Source organism: Streptomyces sp. NBC_00224 (genome assembly GCF_041435195.1).
Taxonomy (GTDB): domain Bacteria; phylum Actinomycetota; class Actinomycetes; order Streptomycetales; family Streptomycetaceae; genus Streptomyces.
In genome coordinates, this window is record NZ_CP108106.1 from 1082894 (window position 1) to 1099714 (window position 16821).

The following is a 16821-nucleotide window of genomic DNA, read 5'->3' on the forward strand; positions in this document are numbered from 1 at the left end:
AGCGCTCGGCACCGGGCTGCGGGTGTGTGCGCCGTCGGTCGTCGCGGGCAGCGGCCTCGGATCGGAGCTGATGGCGTGAACAACGTGACCACCAGCGCGTTCGACCTTCCCGAGCGTCTCTCCCTCAAGGCCGACCCGGCGCTGATCGACGGCGACGAGCAGCACTTCGCGGCGATAGCGGAGAGCCTTGAGCAGTCGATCGCCGAACTGTCCGACCGCCTTGAAGTCGCGCGCAGGGCGCCCGGCGGTATCGGCCGGGAGGCGATGGACCGGGACATGGAGATCCACCGGTTGACCGGTCGTCTCCGCACCTTGCGCCGCTTCGGCCTGGATCTGTGCCTCGGGCACTTCGTGCCCAAGGACGACGCCGAGCCCGTGTACATCGGACGTCTCGGTCTCACCGACAGCACGGGCCGCCGGCTGCTCGTCGACTGGCGCTCCCCCGCGGCCGAGCCGTTCTTCGCGGCGACCCACGCCAACCCGATGGGCCTGACGAGCCGCCGCAGGTACCGCTGGACGCGCGGCCGGATCAACGACTACTGGGACGAGGTGTTCTCCGCCGAGGGGCTGGAGGGGCGCGCCGCACTGGACGACCAGTCCGCGTTCATCGCCAGCCTGGGCGGCAACCGGTCGGCCCGGATGCGCGACGTGCTCTCCACGATCCAGTCCGATCAGGACGCCATCATCCGCGCGGGATCGCGCGGCGCTCTCGTCGTCGACGGTGGCCCGGGTACGGGCAAGACCGTCGTCGCCCTGCACCGCGCCGCCCACCTGCTCTATTCCGACCCGCGCCTCGGTCACCGTCGGGGCGGTGTGCTGTTCGTCGGCCCGCACCGGCCCTACCTGGACTACGTCGCCGACGTCCTGCCCAGCCTCGGCGAGGAGGGCGTGCAGACCTGCCTGGTGCGGGACCTGGTCACCGAGGGAGCCGCGGCGGCGACCGAGACCGACCCGGACGTGGCCCGTCTGAAGTCGTCCGCGGACATGGCGAAGGCGATCGAGCCGGCCGTCGGCATGTACGAGGAGGCGCCCACCAAGGGGATGACGGTCTCGACCCACTGGTCCGACGTCTGGCTGAGCGCCGCCGACTGGGCCGCGGCGTTCGCAGCCGTGGAGCCCGGCACTCCGCACAACGAGGCGCGCGACCAGATCCTTGAGGAACTGCTCACGATCCTGATGGACAAGCACACCGACGAGTACGAGGACGAAGACGAGGTCTCGCCCCAGCTGCTCCGGAGGTCGCTGCTCCAGAACCGGGAGCTGATCGGGACCCTGAACCGCGCGTGGCCGATGCTGGAGGCGACCGACCTCGTCGGTGACCTGTGGTCGGTGCCCGCCTATCTGCGCAAGTGCGCTCCCTGGCTCAGCGCCGACGACGTACGCACGCTCCAGCGCGAGGAGGCCCAGGCCTGGACGGTGTCCGATCTGCCGCTCCTGGACGCCGCACGGCAGCGGCTCGGCGACGCGGAGGCGTCCACGCGCAAGCACCGCCGCGAGGCCGCCGCCGCTGCCGAACGCGCACGTCGGGCCGACGTCATGGACAGCCTGCTGCAGAACGTCGAGCTCGACGAGAGCGAGGGCGCGCTGGGGATGCTGCACGGACGGGACCTGCAGGACACCCTGATCGACGAGAGCGCACTGCCCTCCGCCGAACCGGATCTGCTGGCCGGTCCGTTCGCCCACATCATCGTGGACGAGGCCCAGGAACTGACCGACGCCGAGTGGCAGATGCTGCTACTGCGCTGCCCGTCGCGGAGTTTCACCATCGTGGGCGACCGCGCCCAGGCCCGGCACGGGTTCACGGAGTCGTGGCAGGACCGGTTGGAGCGGATCGGGCTCGACCGGATCGAGGTGGCCTCCCTGAGCGTCAACTACCGGACGCCGGAAGAGGTCATGACGGAAGCCGCGCCGGTGATCCGGGCCGCGCTCCCGGACGCCAATGTGCCGACCTCGATCCGCAGCAGCGGCATCCCCGTCGTCCACGGGCCGGTTTCGGAGCTGGACTCGATCCTCGACGGCTGGCTCGCGGCGCATGACGAGGGGGTGGCCTGCGTCATCGGTGATCCGAGGTTCCGGGAGACGTCCCGGGTGCGGTCGCTGACGCCGACGCTGTCGAAGGGGCTTGAGTTCGACCTGGTCGTCCTCATCGACCCGCAGACATACGGCAGTGGCATCGAAGGAGCCGTCGACCGCTATGTCGCGATGACCCGCGCGACCCGGCAACTCGTCATCCTCACGAGCGCCTGACGGCAACCGTCCCCCCGCCACACCTGAGACGTGTGGCGGGGGGCCGACCGGCTGTTGCACCGACTCGGAGCAACTCACGGGGTACTTGAGCGAAACGCAAAGGACCGGACGTAGGCTGGAGCGCCGCTGCTGGATCGTACAAACATTCCATGCACCCTTGTGTCACACAAGGATGAAAGAGGGGACCTCACCGATGACAGGCGCTCGCCCGGAAGCCACAGGAGCTTCGCAGACATCCGGCACCCCGCACGGCTCGGAAGCCGAACAGCCCTCCGGCTCCCCCGCCGCCCCGGACCAGGTGACGAGCGAGTTACTCGAACTCTCCCTGGGCTACCTGTACTCGGCGGCCCTGCACACCGCAGCGCGCTTCGGCATCGCCGACCACCTGGCGGCCGGACCTCGCAGCGCCGACGAACTCGCCAAGGCCGCGGAGGTCGACGGCCCCCACCTCTACCGGCTCCTGCGGTTCCTCGCCACCAAGGGTGTCTTCCGCGAGGACGAGGAGGGCCGCTTCCATCTCACACCTCTCGCGCAGCCACTGCGCACGGACACCGAGCGGTCGCTGCGCGACTACATCATGGTGCGCGGCGAACCGGTCTTCTGGCAGTCGGCGGCCCAGCTCCACGAGGCCGTACGCACGGGCAGCACCGCCTTCGAGAACGTGTACGGCGTCCCCTTCTACGACCACGTCGCCGCCGTCCCGGAGCTCGGCAGGGCCTTCAACTCCAGCATGGCGGCGTTCTCCGAGACGCTCAGCAACGACGTCGTCGAGGCCGTCGACTTCTCCGGGGCCACGAGCGCCGTCGACGTGGGCGGCGGGCGCGGTGGTCTGCTGCGCGCGATCCTGCGTCGCAACCCGCACATGACGGGCACCCTGGTCGACCTGGAGAGCGTGGTGGCCGGGCACGTACTCGACACCCCGGAGCTGACCGGACGCTGGAGCGCCCAGGCCGGGGACTTCTTCGCCTCCGTGCCGTCCGGCGCCGACGTCTACCTCCTCAAGCACGTGCTGGCCAGCTGGCCGGACGAGGAGTGCGTACGCATCCTGCGGACGTGCCGCGAGGCCATGCCCGCGGGCGCACGCCTCCTTGTCATCAACGCGATGATCCCGGCGGGCAACGACCCGCACCCGGGGAAGACCATCGATGTGCTGATGATGACGGTCCTGAACGGAAAGGGCCGCACCCGCGCGGAGTACGAGGCGCTGCTCGCCACGGCGGGATTCGCGGTCGCGCGCGTTCTGGAAGCCTCGCCGCACGCGTCGGTCATCGAGGCGGTCGTGGCCGACTGAGGCTCCGCACGAGATGACGGAGCCGGGCCGGGTCGGCGCATAGCCATTGAGCGCCGCCCCGGCCCGGCCCCGAAGTCTCCGTCGGTCGGGCGGAAATTTCAGTGGCGTAGGGCTGTCACGGCTGGAGCCTGCTGGTCTTCCAGCCGCCGTCGGTGCGGTCGTAGCGCAGCCTCTCGTGCAGCCGCTCGGTGCCGGTGGCCCAGAACTCCACGGAGTCGGGCGTGAGCTGGTAGGCCGTGAACGTGGCAGGGCGCGGTAGCGGCCGCTGCGGGTCGCCCAGCTCCCGGGCCCTGGCGCGCAGTTCCGCTACATGGTCGAAGTCGTCCAGCGGCCGGCTCTGCCGGGAGGCAGTGCTCATGGCGTGCGTGAAGACGGGCCGCGCGAACCACATACTGTCCGCCTCGGCGTCGGACAAGCGGCCCACCGGGCCCGCCAGCGTGATCTGCTGACTGGTCTCCCTCCAGTACAGGACGCCGGACGCCCAGGGGTTCTCGGCCAGTTCCCGGCCCTTCTGACTGTCGGCGTGGGTGAGGAAGACGATCCCGGCGTCCGACAACGAGCTGAGCACCACGATGCGGGAGGACGGACGGCCCCGGGTGTCGGCGGTGGCCAGGGCCAGCGCGCGCGGCTCCCGCACCCCGTGCGCGATGCTGCTCTCCAGCCACGAGGCCAGTAACCCCATCGGCTCGGGGGGCGGCGTGCGGAACTCGGGGAAGTCCACCTCGATGCTGCCGGTGAGCGTCTCGGAACGGGAGGCACTCCCACGGCTGTTGGAGGTGTTGACGGGAGATCCGTTCAACTGGGACAGGTCAGGCATGAAGAATCCTTTCGATCGTCGAAACATCATGTCCCGCGACCTCCACGGCGTCGACGGTGCGTCAGCGGGCGCTGCCCAGATTCCGGTCGGCGTCGGAGCCCCGGAGCATCAAGGTGGTCTCCTCGATGCGGTGGAAGCGTCCGTCGGGGGCGAGGTCGGCGAACACGTACACCTCCATGCTCACCGTCGAGCCGTCCTTCTTCGTGACGTCGACGGTGTGCCGGTCGGCGTACCTGCCGCCGTCATACAGCTCCTCGTGCACCGTGACGCGGCCGTCGGCGACGACGGTGCGCAGATGGGAAATGTGCTCGATGAACTCGGCGCGGTCGGCCCACTCCCCGTCGGTGCGCTGGCGGTACTGCGCGGTGAAGTGGCGCTCGGCCGCCGCCTCCACGGTGATGTCGCGGTTGAACAGCAGGTCGTCGAGGGCAGCGCTGATACCGGTGCGGTTCATGGTGGTTCCCTTCACACAAGCCCGTGGTGCGTGCGCGGAGCATGCATCGATGACACGGTAACAGGAACGCGTGCGTGGCGCACGCATTGATGACACCGTAACAGGAACGCGTGCGCAGCGCACGCTATTCTTGGGAGGTGGACAACGAAGTAGGGCACGAGATCGCGGACGCGCTGGGGATTCTGCTGCGCCGCACCACGCGCGCACAGCTGCACCAACAGCTCACCGCCGGCATGGGCGAGGGGGTGGACGAGGTGACGTACCCGGTGCTCAGCGCACTGGCACGGACGGGGCCGCGCAGCGCGGCCGATCTGGCGCCCGATGTCGGAATCGACCGCTCCGGCGTCACCCGCCGCGCCTCCCGGCTGGAGGCCGCCGGGCTCGTCCGCCGCGAGCCGGACCCCAACGACCGGCGGGCACACCTGCTCGTCCTCACCGAGCGGGGCCGGCTCGCGGTGACAGAGCTGCGTACGCGGCTGGCCGCCCACATCACGGCCAGCCTGGCCTCCTGGCCGCCGGGCGAGGCCGAGGCCTTCGCCCACCAGCTGCGCCGCTTCACGGCCGAGGGCCCGTTCGCCCAGTGAGCGGCACGGCGCCCGCCGCGGCCGGGAAACGCGAACGGCCCACCGGCGGCTGACGCGCCGGTGGGCCGAGGCAGGTGGGGTCAGCGCATCACGGCTGCATCTCGTACGCCCCAGAAAGCGCCTCGACACGCTCCCAGACGCGCGCCGAGCGGGCCGCGTCCACGAGGGGACGCCGGACCGCGCCGAGCGCCCAGGTCTGCTGCTGCTCGGTGGCGGAGTCCTTGCCGTGCAGCTCCACGGCGTGCGCGGAGAAGTCGCGTACGAGAACGGCGAACAGCTCGTCCAGCACGTCTTCGTCCAGGCCCGTCAGACGGGCCTGCTCCAGGATCAGCTGGCCGTGGACGACGAGCGCGAACAGCTGGCCGACGGCGAGCAGGAGGTCGAGGTCGCGGCTCTGCTCCTCGTCGGGGGCCGCGGTGGTGACGAACTCGCACAGCGCGTCGGCCTGCTCGCGGAGGCGGGCGACGTTGGGCAGCGCGGCGTAGCCGTCGTAGGCCTCGCGCCAGTCGTGGAAGCGTACGGAGCCCAGGCCACGGGCCGGGCCCTGCTGGAAGAGGAACGCGTCGTCGGCCGCGTCGAGGCGGGTGGGGACGGGGGCGTACTCGGCGGGGGCCAGCAGGTGGTTGCGCATGAACTTGAGGATCAGCGCGAGGTTGACGTGAACCGTGCCCTCCAGCTTGGGCAGTCCACGGATCTCGATGGCCGCCTGGGCGAAGTAGTTGTCCTTCTCGAAGCCCTTGGCGGCGATGACGTCCCACATCAGGTCGATGACCTTCTCGCCCTCCGTGGTCACCTTCATCTTCGTCATCGGGTTGAAGAGGAGGTAGCGGCGGTCGTCGGGTCCGGCCGAGCGGAAGTAGTCGACGGCGCGGTCGCTGAACAGCTTCATCCCGACGAGACGGACGTACGCGTCGGTCAGCTCACGCCGCACGTGCGGGAAGGCGGTGACGGGGCGGCCGTACAGGATGCGGTTGTGCGCGTGGGTGACGGCCTCGTACATCGCGTGCTCGCAGATGCCGATCGAGGCGGTGCACAGGTTGAACTTGCCGACGTTGACCGTGTTGAGGGCGGCGTCGAAGGCGGCGCGGCCGGTGTGCAGGACGTCGTCCGGGCCGACCGGGTAGTCCTCCAGGCGGAACTCACTGACGTACTTGGAGGAGTCCACGACGTTCTTGACGAGGTGGTACGCGGGGTGGCGGCTGTCGGCGGCGAAGAAGACGTAGCCGTCCGGGCCCTCGACGTCGGTGCGCCGGCCGAAGACCGACACCAGCCCGGCGGCGTTGCCGTTGCCGATGTAGTACTTGGAACCGGTGGCCCGGAAGCCGCCGTCGCCGTCGGGCTCAAGCAGCATGTCGGTGGAGTAGATGTCGGCGCCGTGCGTCTTCTCGGACAGGCCGAAGGCGAACACCTCGCCCTGGGAGAGGAGTTCGGCCGCGCGGGCACGGGCGGCGGCGTTGTCGCTCTGCCAGACGGGGCCGAGGCCGAGGATGGTGACCTGCCAGGCGTACCAGTAGTCGAGGCCGTAGAACCCGAAGATCTCGTTGAGGGCCGCGATCCGGGCCGTGTCCCAGCGCTGGTCCTCGTTCCCGGCGTCCGAGGCCGGGGTGAGGAAGGTCGCGAACAGGCCTTCCTTGGCGGAGAAGGCGAGGAAGTCCGCGAGCCAGGCGCGGGAGCGGTAGTCCTCGATCAGCTTGCGCTTGCCGCGCTCCTCGAACCAGTCGACGGTGGCGCGCAGCAGCCTGCGGGTCTCAGGGTCGAAGTGCGCCGGGTCGTAGGTACGCGGGTTGAACAGCAGGGCGTCGGACATGAAGGTCCGCCTTTCGAGAAGAGGTCGGAGTCGAGGTCAGTGGTCATCGGTGGTCGGTGAGCCGGTGGACAGCCGGTGGAGGGTGGCGAGGACGTCATCGAGCCAGGCGATCGTCATCCGCTCGTACGCGATGCCGCCCCGCAGCACGACGTGCTGCAGCTCCTGACCGGTGTCGAGCGGTGCGGGGGCGGCGGGACCGGTGAAATCGCGCAGCTCCCCGGCGAGGTAGTGGGCGAGCCGGTCGCTGTGCACCCGGCGGTGCCGCTCGACCTCGTGGATCACCGTGGCCGGGTCGTCGAAGGCCGCACCGCGGATCTTCACGGCGAGGTCGTGGCGCAGGCTCTCGGGTTCGATCGGCTCGTGCAGCCACTGGGCGAGGGCGGTGCGGCCGGGGCCCGCGACGGAGTACTCCTTCTTGTCCGGCCGGCCCTCCTGGGCCACCTCGCGGACGGCGAGCATGCCGTCGCCCTCCATGCGCTTGAGGACGCGGTAGATCTGCTGGTGTGTCGCTGTCCAGAAGTAGCCGATGGACCGCTCGAACCGCCGGGCCAGCTCATAGCCTGAGCCCGGCTTCTCCAGCAGGGAGACGAGGATCGCGTGTTCGAGCGCCATACCGCGATCCTTCTATGCAACTCGTTGCATAGCCAAGCCGCACCGCCCGAGTGAGACCCGGATCACCCGGGACTGCGGGGGGCGGTGCGGCTCGTCGGGACCGGGTCCGGCGTCGATCCGCAGCGTCAGGTCAGAGCGTGGCGCCCTCGGTGAGATCACGCCCGCGCTCCGCGAACGCCCGGGCATCGCCGGCTGCGGCCGGGCCGCGGCCACGTCCGCGATCGCCCGTATATGAAACATAGATGCCCCACTGCGACACTCGGCGCAGAACGACCCGAAGGCCAGGTCGCAGCCGTAGGCCTCCTCGAAAGACAGGGAATTCCCGTGCAGCACAACCTCAAGTCCGGCGCCCGCCGTATGACCGTTCTCGTCCCGGCGCTCGTCGCTGCCCTCCTCGCCGTCTCGGGACCGGTCCTGTCCGCGGCCCACTCCGGTGACACGGCACGGACCTCCCTGGCCGACGGCCCCCTCCGCCCCGGAAAGAGCGACCACGAGGAGTTCAACACCAAGGCGTGACGGCGGCTGTCACCGGGGTCATGCCGGTGCAGGGCGGACCCCCCTGCCCTGTACCGCCATGACCCCGGTGGCGTCCACGAGCAGCCGCGCCTGTGCGGCCTCGGGCAGACCGGCCCGGGTGAAGACCTCCAGCGCCTCCCGGGAGTGGGCCAGCGCCTGCTCGTCGTGACCGGCGTCGGCGGAGATACGGGCGTGGATCAGCAGCGCGTATCCACGGTCGCGGTCACGGTCGGGCACCGTCCGGAAGTAGGCCACCGCTTGGGCGGCCGCGTCCAGTGCCGACTCGGCGCGGCCCAGGACGCGCAGGGTCTCGGCGTAGCGGTACAGGGCCTGGGCCCGCCGGCCCGGGATCCTCTCGGCTTCGCAGACCTCCAGGCACTGCGCGTAGTCGGCCAGCGCCTCCGGCAAACGGTCCAGTTCGTGCAGGGCCTGGCCGCGTACGCACAGTGCGTGGGCGATGCCGTGGTGGTCCGCCATCTCGCGCAGGGCGCTCAACGCCTCGTCGCAGGCGGGCAGCGCCTCGTCGGCCCTGCCCCCGCGGATCCTGGCCAGCGCGGCGTTGAGGGTGGTGGTCAGTCCGCCCGAGCGGTGCCCCAGCTCGCGGGCCAGGGCGAGCGCCTGGTCGAAGTGCTCGGCCGCGTCGTCGTAGCGCTGCTCGAACTGCGCGATGACGCCCAGGTCGTTGTACGCCTGTTGCAGGATGGCGCGGTCTCCGGCCCGGCGGCATGCCTCGGCGGCCAGTTGGGAGTCGGCCCGGGCCTGCGCCAGCTGGGTCGCCTGGAGCGCCGCGTTGCCGCAGATGAAATGGGCACGCCCGGCGGCGTGGTGGTTGCCGTGCAGCGCCGAGACCCGGGCCAGCGCCCTTGCCGTGAGGGCCATCCGCCCGTACGCGATGTCCTGACCGAACGAGCTCAGGGCCACCAACATGTCCGCCGCCACCGTCAGCAGGTCCGGTTCGGCGCTGTCCCCTCGCGCGACCAGGAGCTGGACGGCGTGAACGGCGCAGTCGAACTCCGCCACGACCCATGCCCGCGCGTGCGCCAAGGTCACGAGCCGGTGCTCTCCCGGCTCCGCGCTCACGACGGAGATCGTGCTGTGCACCGCGTCCCCCGGCACCATCCGCTGGAACGCCTCGGCCGCCATCCGCAGCAGATGGTGGAGCAGTCGGCGCTCCACCGCGAAGTCCGCCCCGCCCGACGGATCGGTGTCCGGCCGCGGCAGATGCAGCGCGAAGTCCCGGCCCAGCTCGTGGTAGCGGTAGCGTCCCGCTTCCGGCGATTCCAGCAGCGCGGCATCCACCAGCGCCTCCAGCAGGGTCTCCGTCTCCGACTCCCCCAGGCCCAGCGCCGCCGCAGCAGCGGACAGGCCGATGCTCGGCCAGGCCACCGGGGCCAGCGAACGGAACACCATTGCCTGTCTCGCCGTCAACTGGCGGTAGCCGAGTTCGAAGACGGCGGAGACGGCCAGGTCGTCGGCCCGTAGTTCGCTCAGCCGCCGTCGTTCATCCGCCAGCCGGGCCAGCAGGTACGCCACCGTCCAGCCCGGCCGGGCCGCCAGCCGGGCGGCCACGATACGCACCGCCAGGGGCAGATGGGCGCAGGCGCCCACCAGGGCGACCGCGGCGGCCTCCTCCCGGTCGACCCGGTGCGCGCCGACGATGTGCCGCAGCAGGGACAGGGCTTCGGCCGGACTGAACTCCGCCAGCTGGACATGCGTGCCGGACGGCACACCGGCGAGGTGGGCCCGGCTGGTCACCACGACCGCGCAGTGGACGGCGCCCGGCAGCAGCGGCTTGACCTGCGCGGTGTCGCGGGCGTCGTCGAGCAGCAGGAGGACCCTGCGGCCGTCGAGGACCGTACGGAACAGCCGCGCGCGGTCCTCCACGGAGCCGGGCACCTCCTGCCGTGCCACGCCCAGCGCGGACAGGAAACTGGCCAGGACCGCGCCGGGGTCGGCCGCGTCCGCGCCGGTCCCGCGCAGGTCCGCGTAGAGCTGGCCGTCGGGGAACTCCTCCTTGACGCGATGGGCCACCCGCAGAGCCAGCGCGCTCTTGCCGATGCCGCCCATTCCGCTCACGGTGGCGACGGCCAGAGCGGTGCGGTCCCGATCGGCGAGGGCCTCGCACAGCGCGGCAAGCGTGCCGGCCCGGCCGCTGAAGTCGGCGATGTCCGCGGGGAGTTGCGCCGGGCGCAGCGGGGAGGACGGGCTCGCGGCCCCGGCGTCGGCGGCCTCCGTCCGGGTGGACGGCGACGCGGCGGGGGCCTGGACCGGGGCGACCAGTTCGGCGTCTCCGGCCAGGATCCGCTGGTGCAGCGTGCGCAGCTCCGGCCCCGGATCCAGCCCCAGCTCCGCCGCGAGCACCTCGCGCGCCGTCCCGAACACGGCGAGCGCGTCGCCCTGGCGCCCGGCGGCGTACAGCGCGCGCATCAGGAATCCGTAGGGCCGCTCACGCAGCGGCTGTTCGCCGATGAACGCGGTCAGTTCCGGGACGACCTGGGTGTGCCGCCCCAGCAGGAGGTCGAGGGCGAATCGTTCCTCCAGCAGTTGCACACGCAGCTCGGACAGACGGGAGCGCTGCTGCTCGGCGAACGGTCCCGGCACCCCCGCCAGCGGTTCGCCGCGCCACAGCGCCACGGCCTCGGCGAGCAGTGCGGCTCCCTCATCGTGACGTCCGGCCTCACGGGCACGTGCCGCGTCCGCGGCCAGCTGCTCGACGCGGAACGCGTCGACCGAAGCGGGCGGCACGGCGAGCCGGTAGCCGTCGTTGACGGAGGCCAGGACCTGCGGATCGCAGCCGCCGCCCTCCAGGATCTTGCGCAGCCGCCACACGTACGTCCGCAGGATCATCACCGCGGAGCCCGGCGCCGCCTCGCCCCATACGGCGCTCATCAGCTCGTGCAGGGGGACGACGTGGCCGGAGCGCAGTGCCAGCGCGGCCAGGGTCGCCTGCTGCTGGGGCGGGCCACCGGGCACGACGGTTCCGCCGATCTGGATGCCCATGGATCCGAGCATGAAGAATTCCACAGTTCCCCCGGCGCGCGCACAAGTCTCACCGGCTGCTGGTCTCCAGCGATCTGGCGCGAACCGGTAAACGGAGGATCATCTTACGGTGTTGGGGATTCCGACCAGGTGCGATGTGATGGCGTCCGGCTTCAGACCGATGGACGCCACGTCGGCCAGGGGCACCCACACGAGCCGGTACTGGTTGTCGCCGGAGTCGCGCTCGCTCTCCGGGCCGCCGAGGCGCGGCGTGCCCGTGGCCGGGCCCATCACGAAGTAGTGCTCGGAGCGGCCCGCGTTGTCGAGGGTGTGCAGAGGTGACTCCACGGCGGCGCGCAGCCCCGTCTCCTCGGCCAGTTCGCGTACGCACGCCTGCTCGGGCGTCTCCCCCTCCTCGACTCCTCCGCCCGGCAGGGTGTAGTACTCCGCGCCGCCCTTGCGGCGGTGGATCAGCAGCACGGCGTCGTCCTTCCGGACGATCGCCACGGCCCGGGCCTTCATCGGGTCCTCCCATGATCGACAAGTGTGCGCAGGACGTTACCGAGGTCGTCGCGCTCGTTCCAGAAGTACAGCACCAGAGCGGTGCACGCGGCCCGGTCCGCGGGGTCAAGGGTGTCCAGGTCGAGGACGCCGACCGCCCGCATGACCAGGTACGGGGCCAGCCCGCGGTCGAAGAGCCCGGGGCCGAAGGCGTCGGCGAAGACGTCCAGCAGACGGCCGAGCAGGTCGGCCCGGGCGGGCGAGAGCCGGTGTGCGAGGTCGATGTGCAGCGTCGCGGTGCGGGAGTCCAGGCGCGCCCGGCAGAGCGGGGCCGCGTCGGCGTGGGGGGCCTCCCGCCACCGGTAGGCGGCCGGATGGTACTTGGGGAACAGGTATCCACCGCCGAGGAAGAGCGACCAGAAGGCGGTCGCCAACTCCCCGCGCACGTCGTTGTACCCGGCGTTGCTCAGGTCGACGAAGACCGCTCCCCTGCCCACGTTGGTCTCGCTGAAGTCCCCCTGGGACAGCATGCACTCGCGTGCGCCGAGGCCCTCGAAGAAGGCCGCGGTGCCTTCCATGGCGTCTCGCATCGTCACGGGCTGCGGCACCGAGTTGACCACCACGTGCTGGTCCAGCCACGGCCGGTGGCGCTCGAAGTACCACGGGACGAGCCGTTCGGTGACACGGCGGGCGAAGAAGACGTCGATGGGCGAGGCTGAACTCACCGTGCGCCGGGCACAGTTCGCGCGGATCCGGTCGAGCAGCGGCTCGACCTCCCCCGCCGGCAGCAGTGTGCCGCCCCGCTCGGCCCGGCACAGCAGGTCGAACAGGGTGCCCCGCCCCAGCCCCATCGAGGGGAGGTACTCGTACACCATGACTGTCCCGGCGTCCGTGCGCAGCAGGGACAGCAGGGCCGGCACCCGGTTGCCCGCGGCGCCGAAGTCCAGGTAGCCGGCGAGCTCGGCGACGGCGCTGCTGGCGCGTACGTATTTGAAGAAGTACGGCCGTCCGTCCCGCTGGGCGAAGCCGCAGGTCGAGTTCTTCAGCTCGCTCACGTCGGTGATCCGGTAGCCCCGGGACGCCAGCGCGTGCCGCCAGGCGGGGGCGCTCGGGCCGAGGGCCGACGGCACGGGACCGAGCACCTCGACGCCGCTGAGCGCCGCCACGCCGGCCCAGTCCTGCGCGTCGGCCCGGTCGGCCAGCAGCTGCCGCAGGGAGGGTGCGGCCGCGGGCGCGGTCACGGGGACCCGGCCAGGCCGGTGCGCACCCAGTCCGCCGCCCGGGCCGCCGTCGTCTCCCGCTCCGCTTCCGGCAGGCCCAGTGCGTCGGCGTCCTTCAGCAGGTCCTCGACGATGTCCTGGACGCGCTGCTGGTAGGCGATGAAGCTGTCGCGGTAGGCCTCCTTGGGACCGGCGAACCGCAGCGCGTCGTCGCCGTGCACGTCCACCCCGCACTCCCAGTACGAGAAGGTCGTCGAGAGGGCGGCCTTGCGGTCGAAGCACTGCGCGACGGGTGTGCGCAGATGCAGGGTGCGGTGCGGCAGGGCGGCCGGGGCGAGCAGCCCGGTCAGCCACTGCCGGTCGCAGCCACGGGCCTCCGAGCGGCCCATGACGGAGTAGAGGTAGCGGTCCATGATGACCACACCGCCCGAGGCGAGGTGCGGGAGCACCTCCCGGTTGACGAGGTCGACGAGCGAGGAGGCGTACATGAGCGCCATGGTGTACGGATCCCAGTTGTCGTACTTGCCGCGCGCCTTGGAGTGCCAGATGAGCGGGTTCCTGATGAAGGCGCAGACCCGCACGTCCCAGCCGTCGGCGGTCAGCGCCGCCTTCAGCAGCTCGATCTGTGTGGTCTTGCCCGCGCCGTCGGACCCCTCCACCGCGATGAGCCGGCCCGGCGGCACCGCCTCGGCGGCCGCGGCGCCGATGTTGCGTACCGGAGCCAGCCGGGGGTAGGGCCGGATCACCTCGCCCGGGTCGGGAACGTTGTCGTCGATCTTCACAGTGCGGTTCTCCTACGGATCATGCGGTACGCCTACGGATTCAGACTGCGGTCAGGGTGGCCACGTCGGCGGCCGTCGACGTGCGGGCGGTGGCCAGGTACTCCTCGAACCAGTGCAGGACGGACGACGCGACCGCCGCGATCTCGTCCTGTCCCAGCTCCCGGTACTCCGCCCGGTCCGGGATGCGGGCCCTGCCCCGAGCGGGGAACGTCCGCTCGAACTGGGCGGAGATGGCGGCCGGGTCGGTCTCCTCGACACCGGCGAGGCGCAACAGCATCTTGGCGGCGTTCAGCACCGACTTGTACAGGCGGTAGCGGCTCGTCTCGACGCCGAGCAGGGGACGCCGGATCTCGTGCAGGGTTCGGGCCAGGTACTGGATGGTCCGCTGATGGCGCTCCGACCCGGTGAAGTCCGGCAGTTCCAGGTCCGCACTGACGTACTGGCAGCCGATCCGGCCCTGCCCGAGCGAGTACAGGGCACTGAACGTGCGCGAGTCGCAGCGCTGCATCAGCAGTTCGTGGCGGGTCAGCACGGTGACGCCGAGCTTGACGTCCAACTCGCGCCGCAGTCTGACCAGTTCGGCCGCCAGGTCGGTGGTGCATCCGGTCTCGACGACCAGCAGGACGTCGAGGTCGCTGAGTTCGGGGTCGGCGGTGCCGAACCCGACGCTGCCGGCCACGGCGAACAGCAGCAGCCGCTCACCCAGCGCGGCCCGGATCCCGCGCAGCGCGGTGGCGGCGGCGTGTCGCAGCGCGGTCGGCGCCGCCAGCTCCAGGGGATCGGTCACCCGCAGGGACGCGGCGGCCGGGCGTGCGGTGGCGCCGTTCATCAGGCGGTCGAGGGCGCGCTCCAGATCGGGGCAGGGGCCGCTGTTGTCGATGAGCAGGTCGCAGGTCGCGGCGATCCGGTCGGCTCCCCGTGCCCGCTTCACCTCGTCGTTGTGGGCCAGGGTGGCCGGGTCGACGAGCGAGCGCCGGGCGCGCACCTGCGGGGCGGCGTCCAGATAGACGACGCTGAGACGCTCACCGAGGAGGCGCTTCAGCTCCCGGGTGATATCGGGGCGGTGCAGGCTCTCGATGGTGTAGTCGAGCAGGTAGTAGTGCGCGTGGGCGTAACGGTCCAGTTCGTCGACGACCAGCTCGGCCAGCAGTCGGGGCTCTTCGCCGTAGGGATCCGCGAGGCCGTGCCGGGCGGCCGCCAGCTCGATCAGGTAACCCTGCTTCAGCCGGGTGGTGTCGAACCGGCGGCGCAGATACTCTCCGGCACTGCTCTTGCCGCTCTCCGACAGACCACCGAGGCCGATGACCCGCCGGACGTCGCCCAGCAACGGACGTACGGGGAGGCCGACTTGGGACAGTTGGGACCGGAGCTGGTTCTGCACGGCGACGATGTCGGACCGGTTCGCGTCGATGACCGTGGCGTGCCGGCTCCGCCGGGTTTCGAGGGCGGCGTGCAACAGGTGCTGGTATCGGGCGTACCGCTCGTCCGCGCCCCGCTCCCGTCCGATGCTGAGTGCGGCCCCCTCGGCCGCCGGGCCCAGGTTCAGCAGAACGCTGTACGGCTCGGGGGCCGGGGCGCCAAGGACCTCGGCGCGCAACTCGGCGACCATGGCCTCGGCGTCCCGCGCCGAGAGATCGTCCTTGAGCATGACGGAGGCGACGCAGCTCGCCTCGACGGTGGCCAGGCCGCGGTCCAGGATCACCCGGCCGGGCTGGTCGCCGAGTGCGTCCAGGCGCCTGCGGTAGCCGTCGAGGAGCAGCGTGACGAGGTCCTCGCTGCGCGACTCGGTGAACCACCAGTGGGCCAGCTCGGCGCCGGAGAGCCGGGGCCACCGCGGCTGGTAGTGGTGGACGCTCTCGCCGATCCGTACCGCGTCTCCGGTCGCCCGCCGAAGCAGCCTCAGCTGGGTGGTCTTCCCCGAGTTGTCGGCCCCGTCGAGGGCGATGACGTTCACGCGGCCCACTCGTGCTGGAAGTCGGTGTGCAGGCTGAGGCCGCCGTCGATGAGCACCGACTGGCCGGTGATGTAGCGCGCGGCGTCGGAGAGCAGGAAGAGGGCGAGGCCGGCCACCTCGTCGGGCTGTCCGATCCGGCCCAGCGGTATGCGCGCTTCGGCCCGGGCCTTCTTGTCCTGGTCGGACACCCAGTCCTGGTTCATCTCCGTGTCGATGGCGCCCGGGGCGATGGCGTTGACCCGGATCCCGTACGTCGCGTACTCCAGGGCCAGGGTGGCGGTGAGCATCCGCAGCGCCGCCTTGCTCGCCGCGTAGCTGGCGAACCCGGGCTTGGGGACCGTCTCGTGGACGCTCGTGATGTTCAGGACCGCGCCACGGACGCCGGTGCGCACGAAGTGGTCGAGAGCCGTTCTGGCGCACAGGAACGCGCCGACCAGATTGGTGTCGAGGACACGGGAGAAATCCGCGAGGGAATGCAGATGAGCGGCGGCGGGGAGCTGTTCGCCGGCATTGTTCACCAGAAAGTCGAGGGAGTTCGTCCCGCTCAGCGCGAGCTGGTACATGTCCTTCACCGCGGCTTCCGAAGAGACATCCGCTTCGATGAGCTGGTAGTCGGCACCGAGACCGTCCAGATATTCCCGGGACTCCTTTTCCCGACGGCGGCCTTCCGTACTGCTCCAGTCGCGGTCGTTGAGCACCACACGGGCGCCGGACCGAGCCAGTCCCCAGGCTATCGATCGGCCGATTCCGGAACCCGCACCGGTTATCAGGGCGCTTTTTCCTGCCATCGGCAGCTGGTCGGTCATGGCTGGCCGAACCCCTCTCATCTGCTGGTGAGCCGCTCAGCCTGGCAAGCTCCCATATATCTCTGATCTACGTCGGAACGGTCACACATATACGGCTCATCAACGAATTATCTATACGCGAGAAAAACGAATGAGTCGTTCGATCCGGGCTTGACGCGGCGTTTCTGATGCTCATATGTTTCTGGGGCACCCCCGACCGACCGAGAGATGAAGGGAGGCAACCAAAATGCGAGCTCACAAGGTGTCGCTCC

At 70.8% G+C, this 16821-nt stretch carries 14 protein-coding genes; 4 read left to right on the forward strand and 10 right to left on the reverse strand.

What is annotated here, in order from left to right:
* The first annotated feature begins 75 nt into the window (after positions 1 to 75).
* Complete coding sequence (gene helR, locus OG965_RS04725) at positions 76 to 2247, forward strand: RNA polymerase recycling motor ATPase HelR (RefSeq protein WP_371649414.1); 2172 nt, start codon at positions 76 to 78, stop codon at positions 2245 to 2247.
* 193 nt (positions 2248 to 2440) lie between these two features.
* A complete protein-coding gene (locus tag OG965_RS04730) occupies positions 2441 to 3538 on the forward strand; it encodes a methyltransferase (RefSeq protein WP_371649416.1) in 1098 nt (365 codons plus the stop codon).
* A 115-nt stretch (positions 3539 to 3653) separates the two neighbouring features.
* Here the strand turns inward: OG965_RS04730 and phzG are convergent, their stop codons facing one another.
* Positions 3654 to 4355: a phenazine biosynthesis FMN-dependent oxidase PhzG gene (gene phzG, locus OG965_RS04735; RefSeq protein ID WP_371649418.1), complete on the reverse strand. Its 702-nt coding sequence runs from the start codon at positions 4353 to 4355 to the stop codon at positions 3654 to 3656.
* Positions 4356 to 4416: 61 nt separating this feature from the next.
* A complete protein-coding gene (locus tag OG965_RS04740) occupies positions 4417 to 4809 on the reverse strand; it encodes a nuclear transport factor 2 family protein (protein ID WP_371649420.1) in 393 nt (130 codons plus the stop codon).
* Between the two features lie 137 nt (positions 4810 to 4946).
* On the opposite strand from OG965_RS04740, the gene OG965_RS04745 reads away from it, so the two are divergent.
* Entirely contained in the window at positions 4947 to 5393 is a 447-nt protein-coding gene (locus OG965_RS04745; protein WP_371649421.1) for a MarR family winged helix-turn-helix transcriptional regulator, read from the forward strand.
* An 88-nt stretch (positions 5394 to 5481) separates the two neighbouring features.
* Here OG965_RS04745 and OG965_RS04750 read toward each other — a convergent pair whose 3' ends face one another.
* Entirely contained in the window at positions 5482 to 7200 is a 1719-nt protein-coding gene (locus OG965_RS04750) for an acyl-CoA dehydrogenase family protein (RefSeq protein WP_371649423.1), read from the reverse strand.
* A 36-nt stretch (positions 7201 to 7236) separates the two neighbouring features.
* Positions 7237 to 7812, reverse strand: coding sequence for a PadR family transcriptional regulator (locus tag OG965_RS04755; RefSeq protein WP_371649425.1), 576 nt, complete (start codon positions 7810 to 7812; stop codon positions 7237 to 7239).
* Between the two features lie 324 nt (positions 7813 to 8136).
* On the opposite strand from OG965_RS04755, the gene OG965_RS04760 reads away from it, so the two are divergent.
* The gene (locus OG965_RS04760) at positions 8137 to 8328 is read left to right on the forward strand and encodes a hypothetical protein (RefSeq protein ID WP_371649426.1); all 192 of its coding nucleotides are present in this window, start codon (positions 8137 to 8139) and stop codon (positions 8326 to 8328) included.
* 18 nt (positions 8329 to 8346) lie between these two features.
* Here OG965_RS04760 and OG965_RS04765 read toward each other — a convergent pair whose 3' ends face one another.
* The 6 genes from OG965_RS04765 to OG965_RS04790 all read right to left on the reverse strand — a co-directional run bounded on the left by OG965_RS04765 (position 8347) and on the right by OG965_RS04790 (position 16570).
* A complete protein-coding gene (locus tag OG965_RS04765) occupies positions 8347 to 11340 on the reverse strand; it encodes a BTAD domain-containing putative transcriptional regulator (protein ID WP_371649428.1) in 2994 nt (997 codons plus the stop codon).
* Positions 11341 to 11427: 87 nt separating this feature from the next.
* The gene (locus OG965_RS04770; RefSeq protein WP_371649430.1) at positions 11428 to 11829 is read right to left on the reverse strand and encodes an NUDIX domain-containing protein; all 402 of its coding nucleotides are present in this window, start codon (positions 11827 to 11829) and stop codon (positions 11428 to 11430) included.
* A complete protein-coding gene (locus OG965_RS04775; protein ID WP_371649432.1) occupies positions 11826 to 13049 on the reverse strand; it encodes a hypothetical protein in 1224 nt (407 codons plus the stop codon). The genes OG965_RS04770 and OG965_RS04775 overlap by 4 nt, the downstream gene beginning before the upstream one ends.
* Positions 13046 to 13810, reverse strand: a complete 765-nt coding sequence (locus OG965_RS04780; protein ID WP_371649433.1) for a dTMP kinase — start codon at positions 13808 to 13810, stop codon at positions 13046 to 13048. Before OG965_RS04780 ends, OG965_RS04775 begins: the two co-directional genes overlap by 4 nt.
* Before the next feature lie 40 nt (positions 13811 to 13850).
* The gene (locus tag OG965_RS04785) at positions 13851 to 15764 is read right to left on the reverse strand and encodes a hypothetical protein (RefSeq protein WP_371649435.1); all 1914 of its coding nucleotides are present in this window, start codon (positions 15762 to 15764) and stop codon (positions 13851 to 13853) included.
* Positions 15761 to 16570: a glucose 1-dehydrogenase gene (locus OG965_RS04790; RefSeq protein ID WP_371649437.1), complete on the reverse strand. Its 810-nt coding sequence runs from the start codon at positions 16568 to 16570 to the stop codon at positions 15761 to 15763. The genes OG965_RS04785 and OG965_RS04790 overlap by 4 nt, the downstream gene beginning before the upstream one ends.
* Between the last annotated feature and the right edge of the window lie 251 nt (positions 16571 to 16821).

Excerpts from the sequence above, each read along its gene's own strand:
- OG965_RS04730 (WP_371649416.1), top strand. The coding sequence starts at position 2,441 with ATGACAGGCGCTCGCCCGGAAGCCACAGGAGCTTCGCAGACATCCGGC.
- phzG (WP_371649418.1), bottom strand. The coding sequence starts at position 4,355 with ATGCCTGACCTGTCCCAGTTGAACGGATCTCCCGTCAACACCTCCAAC.
- OG965_RS04740 (WP_371649420.1), bottom strand. The coding sequence starts at position 4,809 with ATGAACCGCACCGGTATCAGCGCTGCCCTCGACGACCTGCTGTTCAAC.
- OG965_RS04750 (WP_371649423.1), bottom strand. The coding sequence starts at position 7,200 with ATGTCCGACGCCCTGCTGTTCAACCCGCGTACCTACGACCCGGCGCAC.
- OG965_RS04755 (WP_371649425.1), bottom strand. The coding sequence starts at position 7,812 with ATGGCGCTCGAACACGCGATCCTCGTCTCCCTGCTGGAGAAGCCGGGC.
- OG965_RS04765 (WP_371649428.1), bottom strand. The coding sequence starts at position 11,340 with ATGCTCGGATCCATGGGCATCCAGATCGGCGGAACCGTCGTGCCCGGT.
- OG965_RS04770 (WP_371649430.1), bottom strand. The coding sequence starts at position 11,829 with ATGAAGGCCCGGGCCGTGGCGATCGTCCGGAAGGACGACGCCGTGCTG.
- OG965_RS04790 (WP_371649437.1), bottom strand. The coding sequence starts at position 16,570 with ATGACCGACCAGCTGCCGATGGCAGGAAAAAGCGCCCTGATAACCGGT.